We start from the raw sequence: 19,047 nt of genomic DNA, 5'->3' as shown, positions 1-19,047 counted from the left end.
CCTCTCGGGCTTTCCTCCGGGCGCTTCCCTTCGGTCTTGCGTTTCCGACTCTATCAGACCGTTTCCGTATCCGATTTCCTCGGTGCTTTCCAGGTTCCCGCTTCCGCGTTTCCCTTTCCGGCGAGTCCGACTCTATCAGATCCTTTCGGGCCTGACTCCCAGTCAGCGGGATTTGCCTTCCCGGCCGTTGGGCCGTTCCGACGAGTGAGACATTAGCGGATCCCTGGCTCCCGAGCTAATCGGGGGCGTCCTTTCGAACGCGGAATCCTCATTTCGCAAACACGCATGAAAACGAGCCGACGACGAGTCGTCGATCGTTGAATGATGGTGCGGAATGGCTGTCCGGGGACCGACCGGAGTCGACGCTCACGTCGGACAACTCGGAGAACACTACGGACGGGCAGGAGTCGTGTCAACTGCGGTCCGGACAGGCCACCCGAGGCGTACGCTGACGTCCATGACTACGCGTACGTGTCCCCAGCAGTGGTGGGCCGCCTGACGGCGGCCGTACACACGTATGTACCCAACGGCCGCCGCCTCGGCGGCCGTTTTTGTGTTCCTCCTGGGGAGCGGGCCGGCGAACGCGGCGGCCTCGACCAGGAGGTTGAGAGATGACGCGGATCTTCAGCGGGGTCAAGCCGACCGGGCATCTGACGCTGGGGAACTATCTGGGCGCCGTACGCCGCTGGGCCGGGGTCGACCAGCACCGGGCCGAGGCCCTGTTCTGCATCGTCGATCTGCACGCGCTGACCGTGGACCACGATCCGGGGCGGGTCCGCAGGCTCAGCAGGCAGGCCGCGACCTTGCTGCTGGCCTCGGGGCTCGATCCCGAGCTGTGCACCGTGTTCGTACAGAGTCATGTGGACGAGCACGCGCGGCTGTCGTACCTGCTGGAGTGCGTCGCGACCGACGGCGAGATGCGGCGGATGGTCCAGTACAAGGAGAAGGCCGCGCTGGAGCGGAGGCGCGGTGGGAGTGTGCGGCTGTCGTTGCTGACGTATCCCGTGCTGATGGCGGCCGACATCCTGGCGTACGGCACCGACGAGGTACCGGTCGGGGACGACCAGACGCAGCATGTCGAGCTGACCCGGGATCTGGCCGTGCGGTTCAACCAGCGGTACGGGCATACGTTCACGGTGCCCCGGGCGACCCGGCCGGAGGTCGCGGCGCGGGTCATGAACCTCCAGGAGCCGACGTCCAAGATGGGGAAGAGCGACGACGTCGGACCCGGTGTCGTCTATCTGCTCGACGAGCCGGACACCGTACGGAAGAAGATCATGCGCGCGGTGACGGACAGCGGGCAGGACGTCGCTTACGACCCGGAGGAGCGGCCCGGAGTCTCGAATCTTCTGGAGATCCTCGCGGCCTGCGAGGGCGGGGACCCCACGGCCCTGAGCGGTGCGTACGCGTCGTACGGCGCTTTGAAGAAGGACACCGCCGACGCCGTGGTCGAGCTCCTCAGGCCTGTCCAGGAGAGGCACAAGCAGTTGTGCGCGGATCCCTCGTATGTGGAGGGGGTGTTGCGGGGCGGCGCGCGGCGGGCCAGGGAGATGGCGCGGCCGACGGTGGATTCGGCGTACGAGGCCATCGGCCTGCTGGCGCCTTCGGACGGATAGCCGGACCCGCGGTCGCCCTCGGCACCGGACCGGTCCTCGGTACCGACGACGGCTCGGCACCGACGACGGCTCGGCACCGAGGACGGCTCGGTGCCGAGGGCCGGTCGGAGCGGGGTGAGCGCGTCAGCTGTTGCCGGAGGCGAGTTCGCGGCTGCGGTCGCGGGCCGCTTCCAGTGCCGCGATGAGTGCCGCGCGTACGCCGTGGTTCTCGAGTTCGCGGATCGCGTTGATCGTGGTGCCCGCGGGAGAGGTGACGTTCTCGCGGAGCTTGACCGGGTGTTCGCCGCTGTCGCGGAGCATCACGGCGGCACCGATCGCGGACTGGACGATCAGGTCGTGGGCCTTGTCGCGGGGCAGGCCGAGCAGGATGCCCGCGTCCGTCATGGCCTCGACCAGGTAGAAGAAGTACGCCGGTCCCGAACCGGAGAGGGCGGTGCAGGCGTCCTGCTGCGACTCGGGGACGAGAAGGGTCTTGCCGACGGCGCCGAAGACCTCCTCGGCGTAGGCCACGTGCTCCGCGGTGGCGTGGCTCCCGGCGGAGATGACGGACATGGCCTCGTCGACGAGGGCGGGGGTGTTCGTCATGACCCGCACGACGGGGGTGCCCGGGGCCAGACGCTCCTCGAAGAAGGAGGTCGGGATGCCCGCCGCGCCGCTGATGATCAGGCGGTCGGCGGGGATGTGCGGGGCGAGTTCGTCCAGGAGGGCGCCCATGTCCTGGGGCTTGACCGTGAGGATCAGGGTGTCGGCGGTCTTCGCCGCTTCCGCGTTGGAGACCGGGGTGACTCCGTGGCGTTCCTGGAGTTCTCTGGCCCGCTCCGGGCGGCGGGCGGTGACCAGGAGGTCGGTGGGGGCCCAGCCGGCCCGGATCATTCCGCTGAGCAGGGCTTCACCGATCTTGCCGGTGCCGAGGACTGCGACTTTCTGAGGCATGGTTGCGGGTGCCCTCCGAGGGTTGAGTCGTCCGCGTTCATCCTCCCACCGGGATCATGGGGGCGGGTGGGATGTCCGGTGGGCGGACGGGAAACCGGCCCGTCCGCCCACCGCCGCGGAATCCTGCGGGTCCTCGCGCCGTACTACCTCGTACTACGGCTCACTACGGCGTCCTGCGGCGCAGGGTCGCCGCGCCGAGCCCCAGGACCAGCAGCGCGCTCCCGGCGACGATCAGGACATCGCGCACGAAGGCCGTGGTCATGTCGGTGTGCTTGAGGACCTCGTTCATGGCGTCGACCGCGTACGACATGGGGAGGACGTCGGAGATGGCCTCCAGGACGGGGTGCATGTCGGAGCGCGGGGTGAACAGGCCGCAGAGGAGGAGCTGCGGGAAGATCACCGCCGGCATGAACTGGACGGCCTGGAACTCGGAGGCGGCGAAAGCCGACACGAACAGGCCGAGCGCCGTTCCGAGCAGGGCGTCAAGGAGGGCGACCAGCAGGAGGAGCCAGGGGGAGCCGGTGACGTCCAGGCCGAGGGCCCAGACCGCGAGTCCGGTGGCCAGGGCCGACTGGACGATGGCGATGGCACCGAAGGCGAGGGCGTAGCCGGCGATCAGGTCGCCTTTGCCGAGCGGCATGGCGAGGAGGCGTTCGAGGGTGCCGGAGGTGCGCTCGCGCAGGGTCGCGATCGAGGTCACCAGGAACATCGTGATCAGCGGGAAGATCCCGAGGAGGGACGCGCCGATGGAGTCGAAGGTGCCCGGGCTGCCGTCGAAGACGTAGCGGAGCAGGACCAGCATCACGCAGGGGACGAGGATCATCAGCGCGATGGTGCGCGGGTCGTGCCGGAGCTGACGCAGGGCGCGGGCCGCGGTGGCCGTCGTCCGGGAGATGTTCAGCGCGCTCGGGCGGGACGCCGGTGCCGGCTGTCCCGGGGTGCCGGAGGTCTCGGGTGCGGCGGGCGGGGTGGGGCTGGTGGCCGCGGTGGAACTCATCGTGCGGTCTCCTCGCGGGAGTCGGAGCCGGTGGCGGGGGACTTCGCGGCCGTGGCCGGCGCGGGCTGCCGCGCGGCCGCGACCGCTTCGTCCACGAGGTGGAGGAAGGCGGCTTCGACGGTGTCCGAAGCGGTCCGTTCGCGGAGTGCCTCGGGGGTGTCGTCGGCGAGGATCCCGCCTTCGCGCATCAGGAGGAGCCGGTGGCAGCGCTCGGCTTCGTCCATGACGTGGGAGGAGATCAGGAGGGTCGTGCCGCGCTCCTCGGCGATGGCGTGGAAGAGATTCCACAGGTCGCGGCGCAGGACGGGGTCGAGGCCGACGGTCGGTTCGTCGAGGACGAGGAGTTCCGGGGCTCCGAGGAGGGCGACGGCGAGGGAGACGCGGCTGCGCTGGCCGCCCGAGAGGTTGCCGGCGAGGGCGTCGGTGTGGGAGGCGAGGTCGACGTCGCCGATGACCCGGGTGACATCCGCGTGGCGACGTTCGGCGGCGGCCCGTCCGGGGTCGAGGATCGCGGCGAAGTAGTCGAGGTTCTGGCGGACGGTCAGGTCGTCGTAGACGGAGGGCGCCTGGGTGACGTATCCGATGCGGGAGCGCAGTGCGGCGTCGCCGGCGGGGAGGCCGAGGACTTCGAGGGTGCCGCCGACCTTGGCCTGGGTGCCGACGGTCGCGCGCATCAGGGTGGACTTTCCGCAGCCTGAAGGGCCGAGCAGACCGGTGATCTGGCCGCGCGGGACGGTGAAGTCGAGTCCGTGCAGGACGGTGCGGGTGCCGCGGACGACCGTGAGGCCTTCGGCGCGGACGGCGGGCGGGGAAAGGGGCACGGGTGTTCCTGTGGGGTCGGGCGGACGTGGACGAATAATCATCACTCGATGAATATTCCTCCCGTGGAGGTACGCCGGTCAAGGGCCACGCGGTACCGGCCTCGAGGCCGGACGGCCGGGGCGCCGGGTCCCGGAGCATCAGGCGGCGCAGGCGCGCGGCGGCGTGAACGGAACGGGATCGTCCGCGGCGTCGCCGATGCACGCGCTCCCGCGTTCGCGTGACACCGGCCCGGAGGGGCTGCGCGATCAACCGGCTTACCTGACAATGGATTTCAATGTGCGAAACGGTTCCGTGCCGTGGCGCCAGGTCCGTCGTGCCCTCCCCCGGCACGGCACCCACGCATCTCCCGCTGTCGACCGGAGGTGCTGTCGTGATGCGCAAGGCAGATCTGTTCGCGTCCCTCGTCGTCTTTCTGGTGGCGCTGCCCCTGTGTGTCGGGGTCGCCATAGCGTCCGGTGTGCCCGCCGAGCTGGGGCTGGTGACCGGAATCGTCGGTGGGCTGGTCGCCGGGACTCTGCCCGGAAGCAGCCTGCAGGTGAGCGGGCCCGCGGCCGGGCTGACCGTGCTGGTGTACGAGGCGGTGCGGTCGTACGGCGTCCACGCGCTGGGCGTGCTGGTGCTCGGGGCCGGGCTCGTGCAGCTCGGGCTCGGACTCCTCCGGCTCGGGCGGTGGTTCCGGGCCGTGTCCGTGGCCGTCGTGCAGGGCATGCTCGCCGGGATCGGGCTCGTGCTGATCGCGGGTCAGGTGTACGCCATGGGCGACACGGCCGCGCCTTCCGGCGGGCCCGGGAAGATCGCCGGGCTCGTGTCGCTGGCCGGTGCCGCCGATCCCGTGGCGCTGGCGATCGGCGGGGCCACCGTGGCCGTACTGCTGCTGTGGCCGCGCTGGCGTCGGGGCGCGCGGGTGGTGCCGGCGCCGCTGCTGGCGGTGGCGCTCGCCTCGGCCGTGACCGGGGCCTTCGATCTCGCGGTGCGACGGGTCGAGGTCCAGGGGCTGTTCGACGCCGTGCGGCCGCCGGCCGCCGCGGATCTGGGCCGGCTCACGGAAGTGGGCGTGATCGGGACCGTCCTGGCGTTCGCGCTGATCGCGTCGGCGGAGTCGTTGTTCAGCGCGGCGGCGGTGGACCGGCTGCACCGGGGGCCGCGCACCGACTACGACCGGGAGCTCATCGCGCAGGGCGCCGGGAACACGGTGTGCGGGATGCTCGGGGCGCTGCCGATGACCGCCGTGATCGTGCGGAGCGCGGCCAACGTGCACGCCGGGGCGCAGACCAAGGCGTCGCGGGTGCTGCACGGGGTGTGGCTGCTGCTCTTCACGGCCGTGGTGCCCGCGGTGCTCGGGCTGATTCCGGTGGCGGCGCTGGCGGGGCTGCTGGTGCACGCAGGGTGCAAGCTCGTGCCGGTGCGGGAGGTGCGGACGCTGTGGCGCGGGCATCGCGGTGAGGTGGCCGTGCTCGCGGTGACCGCGGTGGCGATCGTGGTGGGGAACCTGTTCGAGGGGGTGCTGGTCGGGCTCGCCCTCGCCGTGGCCAAGACCGCCTGGGACATCAGTCATGTGCACGTGGAAACCGAGGACCGGGGCGCCGCGGGCATGGTCGTACGGGTGGTCGGCAACGCCACGTTCCTGCGACTGCCGAAGCTGCTGGACGCCTTGGAGGCGCTGCCCCACGACCGTGTCGTACGGCTGGAGCTGGGCGGGCTGCGGCACGTGGATCACGCGTGTGCGGCGGCCCTCGACGCGTGGGCCGCCGGGCGGGGTCACGAACGGATCGCCACCAGCAGCTCCACGACGTAGGTCTCCTCCACGAACCCTTCCGGGAAGGCCTGGAGGAGGTGGTCCCGTTCCTCGGCGAAGAACGCCCCGGTGGCCTCCTCGCCGAGGACCAGGAACTGCGAGTGGCTGCCGACGTTGGCGAGCCGGGTGTCCACCGGGACGTGCCGGCTCCAGCGGACCTGGCGGTGGGCGAAGGAGAGGGTGCCGGTGGGGTCGGCTGCCAGGAAGTGTTCGGGGCGGGCGGAACCGGGGCTCTTCTCCGCCTTCCGGTCCTTCTCGTCCAGGCCGAGGAAGCGTTCGGCGCGCCGGGCCGCCGCCTCGATCCACGGGACGTCCAGTGCCTCGGTGTTCCACCACAGGGCCAGCGCCCCGCCGGGACGCAGCACGCGCACCGCCTCCGGCACCGAGCGGCGCGGCTCGGTCCAGTGCCAGGACTGGGCGTAGGTGAGGAAGTCCATGGAGGCGTCGGCGAGGGGCAGGGCGTCGCCGCTGCCCCGCACGATCGGGATGCCCGGGTGGACGCGGCGGAACTCGGCGGCCATGCCGGGGCCGGGTTCCACGGCGAGGACGTCCGCGCCGCGGTCGTGCAGCAGTCCGGTCGAGATGCCGGTGCCCGCCCCCACGTCGGCGACCCCGGCACCGCTCAGGGACCGGCCCGCGAGGTCTTCGACCGCGTCGAGGAGCGCGGGTGGGTACGAGGGGCGGTTGGCGGCGTACTGCGCCGCGGCGGCATTGAAGGAGTGGGCGCGCGCGGCGTGCAGGGTGGTTTCCGGAGGGGTGGAGGGTGAGGACGAGGTCGAGGGCGAGGGCGACGAGGAAGGCGTCATGGGGGTCATGGGGGTCATGATCGCGGGCGGTGCGGGGCGGGGGTAGGGGGTTTTCTGCCGCGCCTCGGGTTCGCGGTGTCGGCCGGTGGGGGGTCGGGGCCGCGCCGGTACATCCGCCCGCATCCGAACGGATCCCACCGGCGTCGAGACATGGACGCGGGTGACGATCCGTCCGGCCTGCGGGCATCTGATGTACCGGCACGGCCCCTCCCGCGCGCGGCCGACAGCGGGTGCGTCGTGGTGGCGCCAGGCGGCCCCTCCGCCGGATCCCGACTACGGGTGCGTCGTGGTGGCGCCAGGCGGTCCCTCCCGCGCGTACTCGACTGCGGGTGCGTCGCGGTGGCGCCAGGCGGCCCCTCCGCCGGATCCCGGCTGCGGGTGCGTCGTGGCTTGGGTGTGGCCAGAGGCCGGTCAGGCGCGGCGGCGCTTCTTCGCGGGGTTGCCGGCTCGGCGAGTGGTGCGGCGGGTGTACTGCTCCCTCGCCGCCTCGTACTCCTCGCGGTGGAGCTTCTCGCCCGGGGCCTCGGTGAGCGAGCGGATGCAGTAGGCGAGGAGGGAGCCGACGAAACCGATGGCGAGGAGGCCGCGCAGGGATGCCTGGCGGTCGGGGTCGGGGCGCTTGGAGAAGGACTCCCAGGTGTGGCCGAACGCGAGGGCGGTGCACACCGCGAACATCACCACGACCATCACGGTCACGGGTGTTCCCACGTCCGCGATGGCCAGGCCCTGATAGGCGAAGCGGAGCACGAAGCAGGCGGCCACCGCGGCGGCCGGCGAGCCGACGGCCACGCCGATCCGGCGGCCGGTGTAGCCGCCGTCGTGCTCCACCCAGGTCGTCCCGAAGAAACGCAGGGGCTCGGGCTGGGGCCCCGCGGGGGTGCCGGTTCCGGTGCTGGTCTCGTCGCTCACCCGACGATTATCGCCCTGGCGACGGTTCCGGCATCGCCCCGGGTGCTCGGGGGCGGGGCACCGGTCAGCTGCACTCCGCGGCTATGTAACCGTCACTGCCCGTGTGCACGTACGCGTCCGAGACGAATTGCCCGTTGGCGATGTTGTCCCAGATGGTCGAGGTCCCGTAGTAGCCGTTGACCGACTCGCCCTGGCACTGGCAGCGGATCGGGACGCTGGAACCCGCCGGGATCGTGCGGATGATGGGGTAGTGCGCGCCAGGCCCGCTGCGGACGTTGACGCTGACGCCAGGTGCGAGCGGATACGTACGGACGTCCGCCGATGCCTGGGGCGCAGCCCCCACCACCGTCAGGAGCGCGGCGGCGAACCCTCCGACCAGCGTTGCCCGTCCACCGGACGTGATCTTCATTGCGGTTCCCTTCGTTTCTTTCGACGTCAGGAACACTTCGGCGCGACGTAGCCGTCGCTGCCTGTCTGCACGTACGCGTCCGCCACGAACTGGCCGTTGGCGATGTTGTCCCAGATGCTGCTCGTCCCGTACGGGCCGGCGACGGACTCGCCCGGGCACTGGCAGTAGATCGGGACGCGCGAGCCCGCCGGCAGGGTCCGGACGACGCTGAAGTGGGTTCCCGGGCCGCTGCGGACATTGACGTTGTGGCCCGGCGCGAGCGGATAGGTGCGCAGCGCCTGCGCGGTGGGCGACATCTCGTCCGCGGCCTCCGCCGCGCCTGTGATCACGATGTCTTCCGTGGCCATATCGAATTCCCCCCGTTGATTGGTTCACGCCAAATTCAAACTGCGTGAGGAGGCTAGCAAGCCGTCGAGGTTTCGTACGAAGGATCGACTAGGCTCTGCGCGTCGCGCATGCGGTCGATCCCACGGGGGTGAGTGATGCCGCCACAGCGCAGCACCGGTACGGACTCGGAAGCGGAACATCCGCGCTATGCCGGGCAGTACCTGCTGGAGGCGAGACTGGGCTCCGGTGGCATGGGAATCGTGCGTCTGGCGCGGTCCGCCTCCGGGTTGCGGCTGGCCGTCAAGGTCGTGCACGCCGAGTTCTCCCAAGATCCCGAGTTCCGGGGGCGGTTCCGCCAGGAGGTGGCGGCCGCGCGCCGGGTCAGCGGTGCCTTCACCGCGCCCGTGGTGGACGCCGATCCCGAGGCCGAACACCCTTGGATGGCAACGCTGTTCATCCCGGGGCCGACGCTCGCCGAGCATGTGAAGCGGAACGGCGCACTGTCCACCGAACGGCTGCGCCATCTGATGGCCGGACTCGCCGAAGCCCTGCGGGACATCCACCGGGCCGGTGTCGTCCACCGCGACCTCAAACCCAGCAACGTCCTGCTGGCGGAGGACGGGCCGAAAGTCATCGACTTCGGCATCTCACGCCCCGCCGACAGTGAACTGCGCACAGAAACGGGCAAGTTGATCGGCACTCCGCCGTTCATGGCGCCGGAGCAGTTCAGCAGACCACGGCATGTCGGCCCGGCCGCGGACGTGTTCGCGCTCGGGTCGGTGATCGTGCACGCGGCCACCGGGAGCGGGCCCTTCGACTCGGACAGTCCCTATCTGGTCGCCTACCAAGTCGTGCACGACGAGCCGGACTTGACGGGCGTGCCGGAGGAACTGCTCGACCTGGTCGCGCGCTGCCTCGCCAAGGAGCCCGAGGACCGGCCCACTCCGGACGAGCTGATGACCGCGCTGCGCTCGGTCTCGGCCTCGTACGACACGCGGGCTTTCATTCCCGAACAGCGCACCGACAGCGGGAAGTCCGTACCGCCAGAGCGAAAGCAGCGTCCGCGGCACGAGCGGCCGGAGGGCGCCGAAGACCGTACCCATGTGGCTGCCCGAAAGAGGGACGGGCTGCAGAGGGACGGACGACGCCGGCGCCTGCCCGCGCTCGTCGTGGCTGCCGGGCTCGCCGTCGCCGCCGGCGTCGTCGGCGCCTTCGGTCTCCCCGGCGGGTCGCAGAGCCCGGCGGCGGAACACCACACCGCTCCCCCGTCCGGCAACGCCTTTCGGCCCTGGAATCTCGACCTGAAGGCTCCCGGCTCCAGAGCCGGAGGCCAGCCACGGTGCACGGACACGCCCCGAGCCTTGCTGTGCGTCCGGCCCGGCGTGCTCGCCGCGGCGATCGATCCGGACGACGGCAAGGTGCTGTGGTCCCGGAGCGACGCGGGGAACACCAGCACCTACTCCATCCCGGCCCCGGTCCTCTCCGGCGGCCTCCTGCTGGTCGAGCGCGGGGACGGGCACCGGCTGAGCGCGCTCGACCCCACCACGGGCGCGACGCGCTGGAGCAAGGACGTCGAGCGCTACGACGGCCGTGTCGCCCACGTCGCCGGCATGGTCCTGCTCACCGGACCCGACTCCGAGGTCGTCGCGCTGGACGCCGCCACCGGCAAGGAGGCGTGGCGTCACTCCGTCCCGGGGATGAGGCTCCCCCAGTTCCAGTCGTTCGGGGACGGGGTCTCCTACGCGACCTCGACACCCACGCTGTCCACGACCCGGGTGGCCGCCGTGGACCCGAAGACCGGTGCCACGAGCTGGCAACGGACCATGAACGGACAGCTGGGCATCGTGGCCGCCCACGACCGAACGGTCTGGTTCACCTCGTCGACCATCGACCAGTACACGGATGCCGTACTGCGCTACGACGTGGCGAACCGCAGGATCCACCGCACCGCGCTGCGCATCCCGCAGGCCCAGGCGCAGGTGGCCGTACAGGGAGACGCGGCTTATCTGCTGGGGAGCGACGGTTCGCTGGTCGCCGTGAACACGAGGACGTCGAAGCAGCTGTGGCGGGTGGAGACGTCCGTCAGCAAGGCGTCGGCCCCCACCGCGGTCGGGCGTCGGCTCTACCTCACCGCCGTGGACGGGCGCCTGATCGCGGTCGACACCGACCGGGGTGCACTGCTCGGCCAGACGAAGGCACGACCGGGGAGCGACAGGGGTTCACTCGTCAGCACACTCCCGGCCCCCCTCACCGCCGGCACCCACGTCTACGCCACCGCCCCCGACGGCTCCCTCTTCGCGGTCGACGGGCGGGATCCCTCGAGTTGGTGAGACGTGAAGGGGCCGCCCCGGCCGGGGCGGCCCCTTCACGTGGATTCGGCGGAACGGCGCCGGGACGGTCAGCCCAGCTTCGAGACGTCGCGCACCGCGCCCTTGTCCGCGCTCGTCGCCATCGCCGCGTAGGCGCGCAGGGCGGCCGTCACCTTGCGCTCGCGGTTCACGGGGGCGTAGACGCCGTTCAGGGCGTCGCGGCGGGTCGCCAACTCCTCGTCGGACACGAGCAGTTCGATCGAGCGGTTCGGGATGTCGATGCGGATGCGGTCGCCGTCCCGGACGAGGGCGATGGTGCCGCCGGACGCGGCCTCCGGGGACGCGTGGCCGATCGACAGGCCCGACGTCCCGCCGGAGAAGCGGCCGTCGGTGATCAGGGCGCAGGTCTTGCCGAGGCCGCGGCCCTTGAGGAACGAGGTCGGGTAGAGCATCTCCTGCATGCCGGGGCCGCCCTTGGGGCCCTCGTAGCGGATGACGACGACGTCGCCGTGCGTGATCTGCTTCTTGAGGATCTTGTCGACGGCCTCGTCCTGGGACTCGCAGACGACCGCCGGGCCCTCGAAGGTCCAGATGGACTCGTCGACGCCGGCCGTCTTCACGACGCAGCCGTCGACGGCGAGGTTGCCCTTGAGGACCGCGAGGCCGCCGTCCTTGGAGTAGGCGTGCTCGGCGGAGCGGATGCAGCCGCCCTCGGCGTCCTCGTCGAGCGCCTCCCAGCGCTCGGACTGGGAGAACGCCTCGGAGGAGCGGACGCAGCCGGGGGCCGCGTGCCACAGCTCGACCGCCTCGGGCGAGGGGGAGCCGGCGCGCACGTCCCAGGTCTTCAGCCAGTCGGAGAGGGACGGGCTGTGGACGGAGTGGACGTCCTCGTTGAGCAGGCCCGCGCGGTGCAGTTCGCCGAGGAGGGCCGGGATGCCGCCGGCGCGGTGCACGTCCTCCATGTAGTACGTGCGGTCCTTGGCCACGTTCGGGGCGACCTTGGCCAGGCACGGCACCCGGCGCGAGACGTCGTTGATCTCGTCCAGGCCGAAGGGGACGCCCGCCTCCTGGGCGGCGGCCAGCAGGTGCAGGATCGTGTTGGTGGAGCCGCCCATGGCGATGTCGAGGGCCATGGCGTTCTCGAAGGCCGCGTGGGTGGCGATGTTGCGCGGCAGGACCGACTCGTCGTCCTGGTCGTAGTAGCGGCGCGTGATGTCGACGACCGTGCGGGCCGCGTCCTCGTACAGGCCCCTGCGGGCGGTGTGGGTGGCGAGGATCGAGCCGTTGCCGGGCAGGCTCAGGCCGATGGCCTCGGTCAGGCAGTTCATCGAGTTGGCGGTGAACATGCCGGAACAGGAGCCGCAGGTCGGACAGGCGTTCTCCTCGATACGGAGGATGTCCTCGTCCGAGATCTTGTCGTTCACGGCGTCGGAGATCGCGTCGACCAGGTCGAGGGTGCGGACCGTGCCGTCGACCAGGGTGGCGCGGCCGGACTCCATCGGGCCGCCGGAGACGAAGACCGTCGGGATGTTCAGGCGCAGGGCGGCCATGAGCATGCCGGGCGTGATCTTGTCGCAGTTCGAGATGCAGATCAGGGCGTCGGCGCAGTGCGCCTCGACCATGTACTCCACCGAGTCCGCGATCAGGTCGCGGGAGGGCAGGGAGTACAGCATGCCGCCGTGGCCCATCGCGATGCCGTCGTCGACCGCGATCGTGTTGAACTCGCGGGCGATGCCGCCGGCGGCCGTGATGGCCTCACTGACGATCCGGCCGACGGGCTGGAGGTGCGTGTGACCGGGCACGAACTCCGTGAAGGAGTTGGCGACCGCGATGATCGGCTTCCGTCCGATGTCCGCACCGGGTACACCGGAGGCGCGCATCAGGGCGCGTGCGCCCGCCATGTTGCGGCCGTGGGTGACTGTGCGGGACCTCAGCTCGGGCATCGTCGCTCGCTCCTTCGGAGAGTTAAGACTGAAGTCGAGCGTACGCCGGTGCTCCAGGATCCGGACAGGCTGTCCGCATCCCGGGACATTCGTCTCGCCCAGCGGGTGTCCTCGTACGGCGTCCGCGCACGTCGGCGGCGTCCGCCGGGGGAAGGCCGGCCCGGCGGCGGCCCCGTTCGCTCATGGGTTCGCCAGGTGCCCCTGCACCACGGGCGCGACTCTGGCCACGATGCGCTCCAGCTCCACCGAGGCCAGCGGCTCGACCTTGATCACGTACCGCAGCATCGCGACCCCGACGAGCTGGGCCGCCGCGAGCTCGGCGCGCAGTTCCGCGTCCGGTACGTCCAGCCGGCCCGCGATGCGGCGCAGCAGCTGGGCGGCGACGAGACGGCGGAAGACGGCGGCCGCGGTGTCGTTGTTCACCGCCGAGCGGACGATCGCGAGCAGCGGGGTACGGCTCGTGGGGTTCTCCCAGATGCCGAGGACGAAGCGGGTCAGGCGTTCCCCGACGTCGTCGAGGGGGCCCTCGACGATCTTCTCGGGTGCGCCGAGCGCCGGGGCGAAGGCGACCTCGATGGCCGCCTCGAAGACCTGCTCCTTGGTGCCGAAGTAGTGGTGCACGAGGGCCGAGTCCACGCCGGCGGACTTGGCGATGCCGCGGACCGACGTCTTCTCGTAGCCGCGCTCGGAGAACTCCTCGCGGGCCGCCTCCAGGATGCGGTCACGGGTGGCGGGGCCCGCCTCCGTCTGGGTACGGGTGGGACGTCCCCGGCCGCGGCGCGGGGCGGGGTCCGTCATCCGCGGGGCACCTTCACGGCGGAGGCGAGGTGGAGCCGGGTGAAGGCGAGGGCCTCGGCGAGGTCGGCCTCGCGCTCCGCGCTGGACATCGCCCGGCGGGTGTTGACCTCGATGACGACATGGCCGTCGAAGCCGGACAGCGCGAGGCGGTCCAGGAGTTCGGCGCAGGGCTGGGTGCCGCGGCCCGGGACCAGGTGCTCGTCCTTGTTGGAGCCGTTGCCGTCGGCGAGGTGGACGTGTCCGAGGCGGTCGCCCATGCGGTCGATCATCTGCAGGGCGTCGGTGCGGGCGGTCGCGGCGTGGCTGAGGTCGATCGTGAAGTGCCGGTAGTCGTCCTTCGTCACGTCCCAGTCGGGCGCGTACGCGAGCATCTCGCGGTCGCGGTAACGCCACGGGTACATGTTCTCGACGGCGAATCGCACGTCCGTCTCGTCGGCCATGCGCCAGATCCCGCTGACGAAGTCACGGGCGTACTGGCGTTGCCAGCGGAACGGGGGGTGGACCACGACGGTGCTCGCGCCGAGCTTCTCGGCGGCGGCCTTCGCGCGCTGGAGCTTGGTCCACGGGTCGGTGGACCAGACCCGCTGGGTGATCAGCAGACAGGGTGCGTGAACGGCGAGGATCGGCATCCGGTGGTAGTCGCTGAGGCGACGGAGCGCGTCGATGTCCTGACTGACGGGGTCGGTCCACACCATGACCTCGACGCCGTCGTACCCGAGGCGCGCGGCGATCTCGAAGGCCGTCGCGGTCGACTCCGGGTACACGGAGGCCGTGGACAGCGCGACCTTCGCATCCGGGATGCGCACCACTGGTTCTGCCACGAGGGACAGGGTACGGGGTGCTCACGGCGGTCGGGCGGGGGGCGGTGAGCTTGGCCGGGAGCCTGCCGTGGGCCCCCGGCGGGGGTGGACCGGCCTCCGGCCGGGGGGTGCTCGTGCCCTCCTGCCTGGGGTGCTCGTGCCTCCGGCCGGGGACGGGGTGGGGCTCCGGCCGGAACCGGCCGGGGCGGCCGGGCGGGATCCGCTTGTGATCGATGCCACGCCCTGCCAGGAGGCCGTGGGCGCCCACTCGCCGCGGGGGCCGGGGCCGTCGGCGGCTTCCCCCGCAGGGGGCCGAGCGCGCCGTTCCCCGCGCCCCTTCAGGGCGCCTGGCCCCTCGGGGTTTCCCTGCGCCCGGAGCGGGGGCGCCCCGTCGCCGCCGGGGCCGGGGCCGGGGCCGGGGCCGGTCAGCGGCCTCCCTCCCAGGGGGCTGAACGCGCCGTTCCCCGCGCCCCCCTTCGGGGCGCCGGGTCAGCCCCCGCTCCCTTCTCTCTTACTCGGACGCCATCTGGTCCAGGCGGCGCAGGATGACGCCCTCGCGCAGGGCCCAGGGGCAGATCTCCAGGGTTTCCACGCCGAACAGGTCCATGGCGGCCTCGGCGACCAGGGCGCCGGCGAGGAGCTGGCCGGAGCGGCCCGGGGAGACTCCCGGCAGCGCGGCGCGTTCCTCGGCCGTCATGGACGCGAGGCGGGGGACCCAGTCCTCCAGGGAGCGGCGCTTGAGCTCGCGCTGCACGTACAGGCCGTCGGTGGAACGCGCGGCACCGGCTATCCGGGCGAGCTGCTTGAACGTCTTGGAGGTGGCGACCACATGGTCCGGCGCGCCGAACCGGCTGAACTCCCCGACCGTCCGGGCGATCTGGGCCCGCACGTGCCGGCGCAGCGCCCGCACGGCCGCCGGGTCCGCCGGGTCGGTGGGCAGCCAGCCCGCGGTCAGCCGGCCGGCGCCGAGCGGCAGCGACACCGCCGCGTCCGGCTCCTCGTCCATGCCGTACGCGATCTCCAGGGAGCCGCCGCCGATGTCGAGGCCGAGCAGCTTGCCCGCCGACCAGCCGAACCAGCGGCGGGCCGCCAGGAAGGTGAGCCGCGCCTCCTCGGCGCCGGTGAGGACCTGCAGCTCGACATCGGTCTCGGCCTGCACCCGGGCGAGAACGTCGTCGGCGTTGCTGGCCTCGCGCACGGCCGAGGTCGCGAACGGCAGCAGGGCCTCGACGCCCTTGTCCTCGGCGGCCTCCAGGGCGTCGTGAATCGTCTCGATGAGCTTGTCGACGCCCTCGGGGCCGATCGCTCCGCTCTCGTCGAGCAGTTGGGCGAGCCGCAGATCGGCCTTGTGCGAGTGCGCGGGCAGCGGGCGGGCACCAGGGTGGGCGTCCACCACCAGCAGATGCACCGTGTTCGAACCAACGTCGAGGACACCGAGTCTCATGTACGGAACGCTACTGCCCGGACGGCGGTTCACGTGGGGCGGGGCGAAAGCCCACGTCGAACGGTGACCTCCGGGCAGTCGCCGAGGCGTCCCCGGAGCGGGCCGAAGCGACTTACCCTGGACGCGTGCCAAAGACGAAAAAGGCGAAGTCCGACAAATCGGCCGCGAGCTCTGTGCGGGCGAAGGCCACCAAGTCCGGGAAGCCCGTGAAGAAGAGCGACGAGAAGGGGCTGGACTTCGCTCGCGCGTGGGTGGAGTTCCCTGACCCGGCCGATGACGAGCAGGTCTTCCGGTGTGATCTGACCTGGCTGACCTCGCGCTGGAACTGCATCTTCGGGAGCGGCTGCCAGGGCATCCAGGCGGGCCGCGCCGACGACGGCTGCTGCACGCTGGGCGCCCACTTCTCCGACGAGGACGACGAGAAGCGGGTGGCCGGGCACGTGGCCCGGCTCACGCCGGAGCTCTGGCAGCACCACGACGTGGGCGTGCAGACGGGCTGGGTGTCCGAGGACGAGGACGGCGACCGCCAGACCCGCCCGTACGAGGGCTCCTGCATCTTCCAGAACCGTCCCGGCTTCGCCGGCGGCGCGGGCTGCTCGCTGCACATCCTGGCCGTCAAGGAGGGGCGCGAGCCGCTGGAGACCAAGCCGGACGTCTGCTGGCAGCTTCCCGTGCGCCGCACGTACGAATGGATCGACCGGCCCGACGACACCCGGGTGCTGCAGGTCTCCATCGGCGAGTACGACCGCCGCGGCTGGGGACCGGGCGGCCACGACCTGCACTGGTGGTGCACGTCGGCGACCTCGGCACACGGCGCCGGTGACCCGGTGTACGTCTCGTACCGTCCGGAGCTGACCGAGCTGATGGGCAAGGCGGGGTACGACCGTCTGGTGCAGCTGTGCGAGGAGCGGCTGGCCTCGCAGCTGCCGCTGCTGGCACCGCACCCCGCGGATCCGGTGGCCTGAGCACCGGTCCGCGCCCGGGGCGTGTACGTCCGAGGGCGTACGTCCGGTGGAGGCGTACGTCCGGTCGGCCCGGGGCCCTACGGCGTGGCCGGGTCGCCGGTGTCGTCCGGCGGCGCGGAGGAGGAGCCCGGGTCCGGGGAGGACGAGTCCGTCCCGGTGGGGGTCGGCGTCGGGTCGGCCGGCGTCGGGGACGGATCCTGGCTGGGGGTCGCGGCCGGGGTGGAACCCGGTTCCGAGGGAGTCGGGACGCTCGCGGTGGGGTCCGGTTTCCCGCCGGTACCGGACGGGCCGGCCTTTCCGTACCCGGTGATCGTGACCACCGCGCCCGCCGGGGCGACCGCCACCCGCGCGGTCCAGTGGCCGGCCGGTTCGCGCAGGTGATCGACGTACACCTTGACCGTCAGCGACTCGCCGGGGTCGAGCGTTCCCGAGGACCGGCTGAGGTAGAGCCAGGCCGCGCCGGTGCGCGCGGACCAGCGGACCGGGGAGCTGCCGGACGCGGTCAGCTTGACCAGGGTCGTGTCGCCGCTGGTTCCGGCCTCCACCGCCAGATGTCCCGGTGTCGTCCCGCGGGCGCTGACGACCTCCACGGACACGTCCGAGGAGCCGCCCCCGGCGAAGCGGGAGCCGGGTCCCGCGCTGGCGTTCCCGGCGTTCTCGTAGCCGCCCGCCTGCCCGCCGTCCAGGCCCTCGGGGTCCTGGGCCCCGCTCGTGCTGGCCGGGCGGCCGTCCACGCCCTCGCCGGTCAGCGGCGCTCCCCGGTAGGCGGCCCACAGGGCGAGCACGGGGGCGGCGACGACGGTGGCGACGATGGTCGTCGTGACGGCACGCGCGCGCAGCCGGTCCCTCCGGGCGGCATGGTCCTTGGGGTCCATCGGAAAGCCGCGCCGGTCGAAGCGCGGGGCACTGGCCCGCGCGCGGGGGGCGTGCGCCATCGCGGTGCACAGGTCCGCGTGCGGGGCCCGGAGCACGGGAAGCGCCGCGGGCGTGACGCTGGTGCCGGGCCAGGCGCCGGGGACCGCGCGCTCGGCGGTACGGCGGCAGCGCGGGCAGTCGTCGACGTGCCGGACCAGCTCACCGCGCAGGGTGGAGCTCAGCACGAGCCGGCTGTCGCCGGTGAGCCGGGCGACGCTGGGGCAGGCGCCCGTCTCCACGACCGCGAGGGCCGCCCGGGTGCGCTCGACCTCGCAGGCGGCGGAGGCGAGCAGCTCGCGCGCCACGGCGAGGTCCATGCCGAGGACGGCGGCGACCTCGTGGGCGGCGAGCTGGTGGCGCACCGCGAGTTCGAGCGCCTCGCGCTGCTCCGGGGTGGTGCCGGCGGCCTCCGGCCAGGCCAGCCGGGCGAGTTCGCGGCGCCGGTGGTGCTCGACCTCCTCGGACACGGGAGCGGCGGCCAGCGCCTCGGCCGCGCGCCGGTCGACGGCGGCCTTGTGCGCGCTGTCGGGCGCGGCCCCTTCGCGGGGTCCCCCCGATGCTCCCTGGGGGCCGCCGCGGTGGGGGGTGCGCCGCCCGGAGGCGTGGGCCGCCTGCCGCTTGCGCCGGGCTTCCGTGAGCTTGCGCAGACAGGACCAGCGGGCGAGCGCGTACAGCCAGGCCCTGCGGTCGCCGGCGGCCTCCGGGCCGCGCGGGCCGCGCCGCTCGGCGAACGCGAGGGCGTCCCCAAGGGCGGCGGTGGCCGCGTCGTGGTCGCACAGTACGGACAGGCAGTAGGTGAACAGGCCGTCCAGGTAGGGCTCGTAACGCGCGGGAGGACGCTGGACCAGCGCGCGGGGGGCGGCGCCACGGGGCACGGCCGCCCGTTTGCGCGCGGCTCCGTGCGCCCGGTGTGCGCCGGTGGTGTGCGTGGAGGTCTCCGGACTGCTGCTCATCACCCGTGCGACCGTAGGTGCCCGGGGCCAGCGGCTTCCTCCCCCTTGAGCACATTTAATCCGTACGGGTGAAACGATCCCTCATAAGGGGACAGGAACCCCTGAGCCCTGGCCTGGGCCGTCACCGGCGGCGATGGCAGTCCATGGCAGATGGGACGGGTCCGGGCCGCGCGGGGCCCGGTCGCGCGGGGGTGGGAAGGGGGCACGGGGGCTCGTGGCGGAGGTTCTCGGCGCGGGGCCCCGGGGCCCGGGGCGCCGCGGTTGCGGACACGCGCCCGGGGCGGCCCCGGAGCCGGGCGCAGGCCT

At 72.3% G+C, this 19,047-nt stretch carries 16 protein-coding genes; 4 read left to right on the top strand and 12 right to left on the bottom strand.

What is annotated here, in order from left to right:
• Window positions 1-611: 611 nt before the first annotated feature.
• Window positions 612-1,616 (top strand): tryptophan--tRNA ligase, encoded by a 1,005-nt coding sequence (gene trpS, locus ACH4S8_RS33220; protein ID WP_398400703.1) that lies wholly within the window; start codon window positions 612-614, stop codon window positions 1,614-1,616.
• Between the two features lie 123 nt (window positions 1,617-1,739).
• Here trpS and proC read toward each other — a convergent pair whose 3' ends face one another.
• The 3 genes from proC to ACH4S8_RS33205 all read right to left on the bottom strand — a co-directional run bounded on the left by proC (window position 1,740) and on the right by ACH4S8_RS33205 (window position 4,409).
• Window positions 1,740-2,549: a pyrroline-5-carboxylate reductase gene (gene proC / locus ACH4S8_RS33215; RefSeq protein ID WP_103554842.1), complete on the bottom strand. Its 810-nt coding sequence runs from the start codon at window positions 2,547-2,549 to the stop codon at window positions 1,740-1,742.
• A 163-nt stretch (window positions 2,550-2,712) separates the two neighbouring features.
• The gene (locus tag ACH4S8_RS33210; RefSeq protein WP_398400700.1) at window positions 2,713-3,546 is read right to left on the bottom strand and encodes an ABC transporter permease; all 834 of its coding nucleotides are present in this window, start codon (window positions 3,544-3,546) and stop codon (window positions 2,713-2,715) included.
• Complete coding sequence (locus ACH4S8_RS33205) at window positions 3,543-4,409, bottom strand: ABC transporter ATP-binding protein (RefSeq protein WP_398400698.1); 867 nt, start codon at window positions 4,407-4,409, stop codon at window positions 3,543-3,545. The genes ACH4S8_RS33210 and ACH4S8_RS33205 overlap by 4 nt, the downstream gene beginning before the upstream one ends.
• A gap of 332 nt (window positions 4,410-4,741) precedes the next feature.
• Here ACH4S8_RS33205 and ACH4S8_RS33200 point away from each other — a divergent pair, with 332 nt between their 5' ends.
• Window positions 4,742-6,163, top strand: coding sequence for a SulP family inorganic anion transporter (locus ACH4S8_RS33200; protein WP_398400696.1), 1,422 nt, complete (start codon window positions 4,742-4,744; stop codon window positions 6,161-6,163).
• Here the strand turns inward: ACH4S8_RS33200 and ACH4S8_RS33195 are convergent.
• The 4 genes from ACH4S8_RS33195 to ACH4S8_RS33180 form a co-directional block, all read right to left on the bottom strand.
• The gene (locus ACH4S8_RS33195) at window positions 6,127-6,969 is read right to left on the bottom strand and encodes a class I SAM-dependent methyltransferase (RefSeq protein WP_398400733.1); all 843 of its coding nucleotides are present in this window, start codon (window positions 6,967-6,969) and stop codon (window positions 6,127-6,129) included. The genes ACH4S8_RS33200 and ACH4S8_RS33195 overlap by 37 nt on opposite strands.
• Window positions 6,970-7,380: 411 nt before the next feature.
• Window positions 7,381-7,878, bottom strand: a complete 498-nt coding sequence (locus tag ACH4S8_RS33190; protein WP_398400694.1) for an EamA/RhaT family transporter — start codon at window positions 7,876-7,878, stop codon at window positions 7,381-7,383.
• 64 nt (window positions 7,879-7,942) lie between these two features.
• A complete protein-coding gene (locus ACH4S8_RS33185) occupies window positions 7,943-8,287 on the bottom strand; it encodes a hypothetical protein (protein WP_398400692.1) in 345 nt (114 codons plus the stop codon).
• A 26-nt stretch (window positions 8,288-8,313) separates the two neighbouring features.
• Window positions 8,314-8,634, bottom strand: coding sequence for a peptidase (locus ACH4S8_RS33180; protein ID WP_398400690.1), 321 nt, complete (start codon window positions 8,632-8,634; stop codon window positions 8,314-8,316).
• Window positions 8,635-8,769: 135 nt separating this feature from the next.
• Here ACH4S8_RS33180 and ACH4S8_RS33175 point away from each other — a divergent pair, with 135 nt between their 5' ends.
• Window positions 8,770-10,944 (top strand): PQQ-binding-like beta-propeller repeat protein, encoded by a 2,175-nt coding sequence (locus tag ACH4S8_RS33175; RefSeq protein ID WP_398400688.1) that lies wholly within the window; start codon window positions 8,770-8,772, stop codon window positions 10,942-10,944.
• A gap of 68 nt (window positions 10,945-11,012) precedes the next feature.
• On the opposite strand, the gene ilvD is transcribed toward ACH4S8_RS33175, so the two are convergent.
• The 4 genes from ilvD to ACH4S8_RS33155 all read right to left on the bottom strand — a co-directional run bounded on the left by ilvD (window position 11,013) and on the right by ACH4S8_RS33155 (window position 15,908).
• Window positions 11,013-12,866 (bottom strand): dihydroxy-acid dehydratase, encoded by a 1,854-nt coding sequence (gene ilvD / locus ACH4S8_RS33170; RefSeq protein ID WP_398400686.1) that lies wholly within the window; start codon window positions 12,864-12,866, stop codon window positions 11,013-11,015.
• A gap of 180 nt (window positions 12,867-13,046) precedes the next feature.
• Entirely contained in the window at window positions 13,047-13,664 is a 618-nt protein-coding gene (locus ACH4S8_RS33165) for a TetR family transcriptional regulator (RefSeq protein ID WP_398400684.1), read from the bottom strand.
• Window positions 13,661-14,485, bottom strand: a complete 825-nt coding sequence (locus ACH4S8_RS33160; protein ID WP_398400682.1) for a sugar phosphate isomerase/epimerase family protein — start codon at window positions 14,483-14,485, stop codon at window positions 13,661-13,663. The genes ACH4S8_RS33165 and ACH4S8_RS33160 overlap by 4 nt, the downstream gene beginning before the upstream one ends.
• Window positions 14,486-14,975: 490 nt before the next feature.
• On the bottom strand, window positions 14,976-15,908 hold the full coding sequence (locus ACH4S8_RS33155; protein ID WP_398400680.1) for a Ppx/GppA family phosphatase: 933 nt from the start codon (window positions 15,906-15,908) through the stop codon (window positions 14,976-14,978).
• 125 nt (window positions 15,909-16,033) lie between these two features.
• Here ACH4S8_RS33155 and ACH4S8_RS33150 point away from each other — a divergent pair, with 125 nt between their 5' ends.
• Window positions 16,034-16,873, top strand: a complete 840-nt coding sequence (locus tag ACH4S8_RS33150; RefSeq protein WP_398400678.1) for a hypothetical protein — start codon at window positions 16,034-16,036, stop codon at window positions 16,871-16,873.
• Window positions 16,874-16,950: 77 nt separating this feature from the next.
• On the opposite strand, the gene ACH4S8_RS33145 is transcribed toward ACH4S8_RS33150, so the two are convergent.
• Entirely contained in the window at window positions 16,951-18,744 is a 1,794-nt protein-coding gene (locus ACH4S8_RS33145) for a hypothetical protein (protein WP_398400676.1), read from the bottom strand.
• Window positions 18,745-19,047: the final 303 nt, after the last annotated feature.

Origin of the sequence: Streptomyces sp. NPDC021080 (genome assembly GCF_044333225.1) — a bacterium.
GTDB lineage: Bacteria > Actinomycetota > Actinomycetes > Streptomycetales > Streptomycetaceae > Streptomyces.
This window is presented reverse-complemented; position numbering and strand designations above follow the sequence as displayed.

Coding starts and splice junctions, on each gene's coding strand:
- trpS (WP_398400703.1), top strand. CDS start 612: ATGACGCGGATCTTCAGCGGGGTCAAGCCGACCGGGCATCTGACGCTG.
- proC (WP_103554842.1), bottom strand. CDS start 2,549: ATGCCTCAGAAAGTCGCAGTCCTCGGCACCGGCAAGATCGGTGAAGCC.
- ACH4S8_RS33210 (WP_398400700.1), bottom strand. CDS start 3,546: ATGAGTTCCACCGCGGCCACCAGCCCCACCCCGCCCGCCGCACCCGAG.
- ACH4S8_RS33205 (WP_398400698.1), bottom strand. CDS start 4,409: ATGATTATTCGTCCACGTCCGCCCGACCCCACAGGAACACCCGTGCCC.
- ACH4S8_RS33200 (WP_398400696.1), top strand. CDS start 4,742: ATGCGCAAGGCAGATCTGTTCGCGTCCCTCGTCGTCTTTCTGGTGGCG.
- ACH4S8_RS33195 (WP_398400733.1), bottom strand. CDS start 6,969: ATGACGCCTTCCTCGTCGCCCTCGCCCTCGACCTCGTCCTCACCCTCC.
- ACH4S8_RS33185 (WP_398400692.1), bottom strand. CDS start 8,287: ATGAAGATCACGTCCGGTGGACGGGCAACGCTGGTCGGAGGGTTCGCC.
- ACH4S8_RS33180 (WP_398400690.1), bottom strand. CDS start 8,634: ATGGCCACGGAAGACATCGTGATCACAGGCGCGGCGGAGGCCGCGGAC.
- ACH4S8_RS33175 (WP_398400688.1), top strand. CDS start 8,770: ATGCCGCCACAGCGCAGCACCGGTACGGACTCGGAAGCGGAACATCCG.
- ilvD (WP_398400686.1), bottom strand. CDS start 12,866: ATGCCCGAGCTGAGGTCCCGCACAGTCACCCACGGCCGCAACATGGCG.
- ACH4S8_RS33165 (WP_398400684.1), bottom strand. CDS start 13,664: ATGACGGACCCCGCCCCGCGCCGCGGCCGGGGACGTCCCACCCGTACC.
- ACH4S8_RS33155 (WP_398400680.1), bottom strand. CDS start 15,908: ATGAGACTCGGTGTCCTCGACGTTGGTTCGAACACGGTGCATCTGCTG.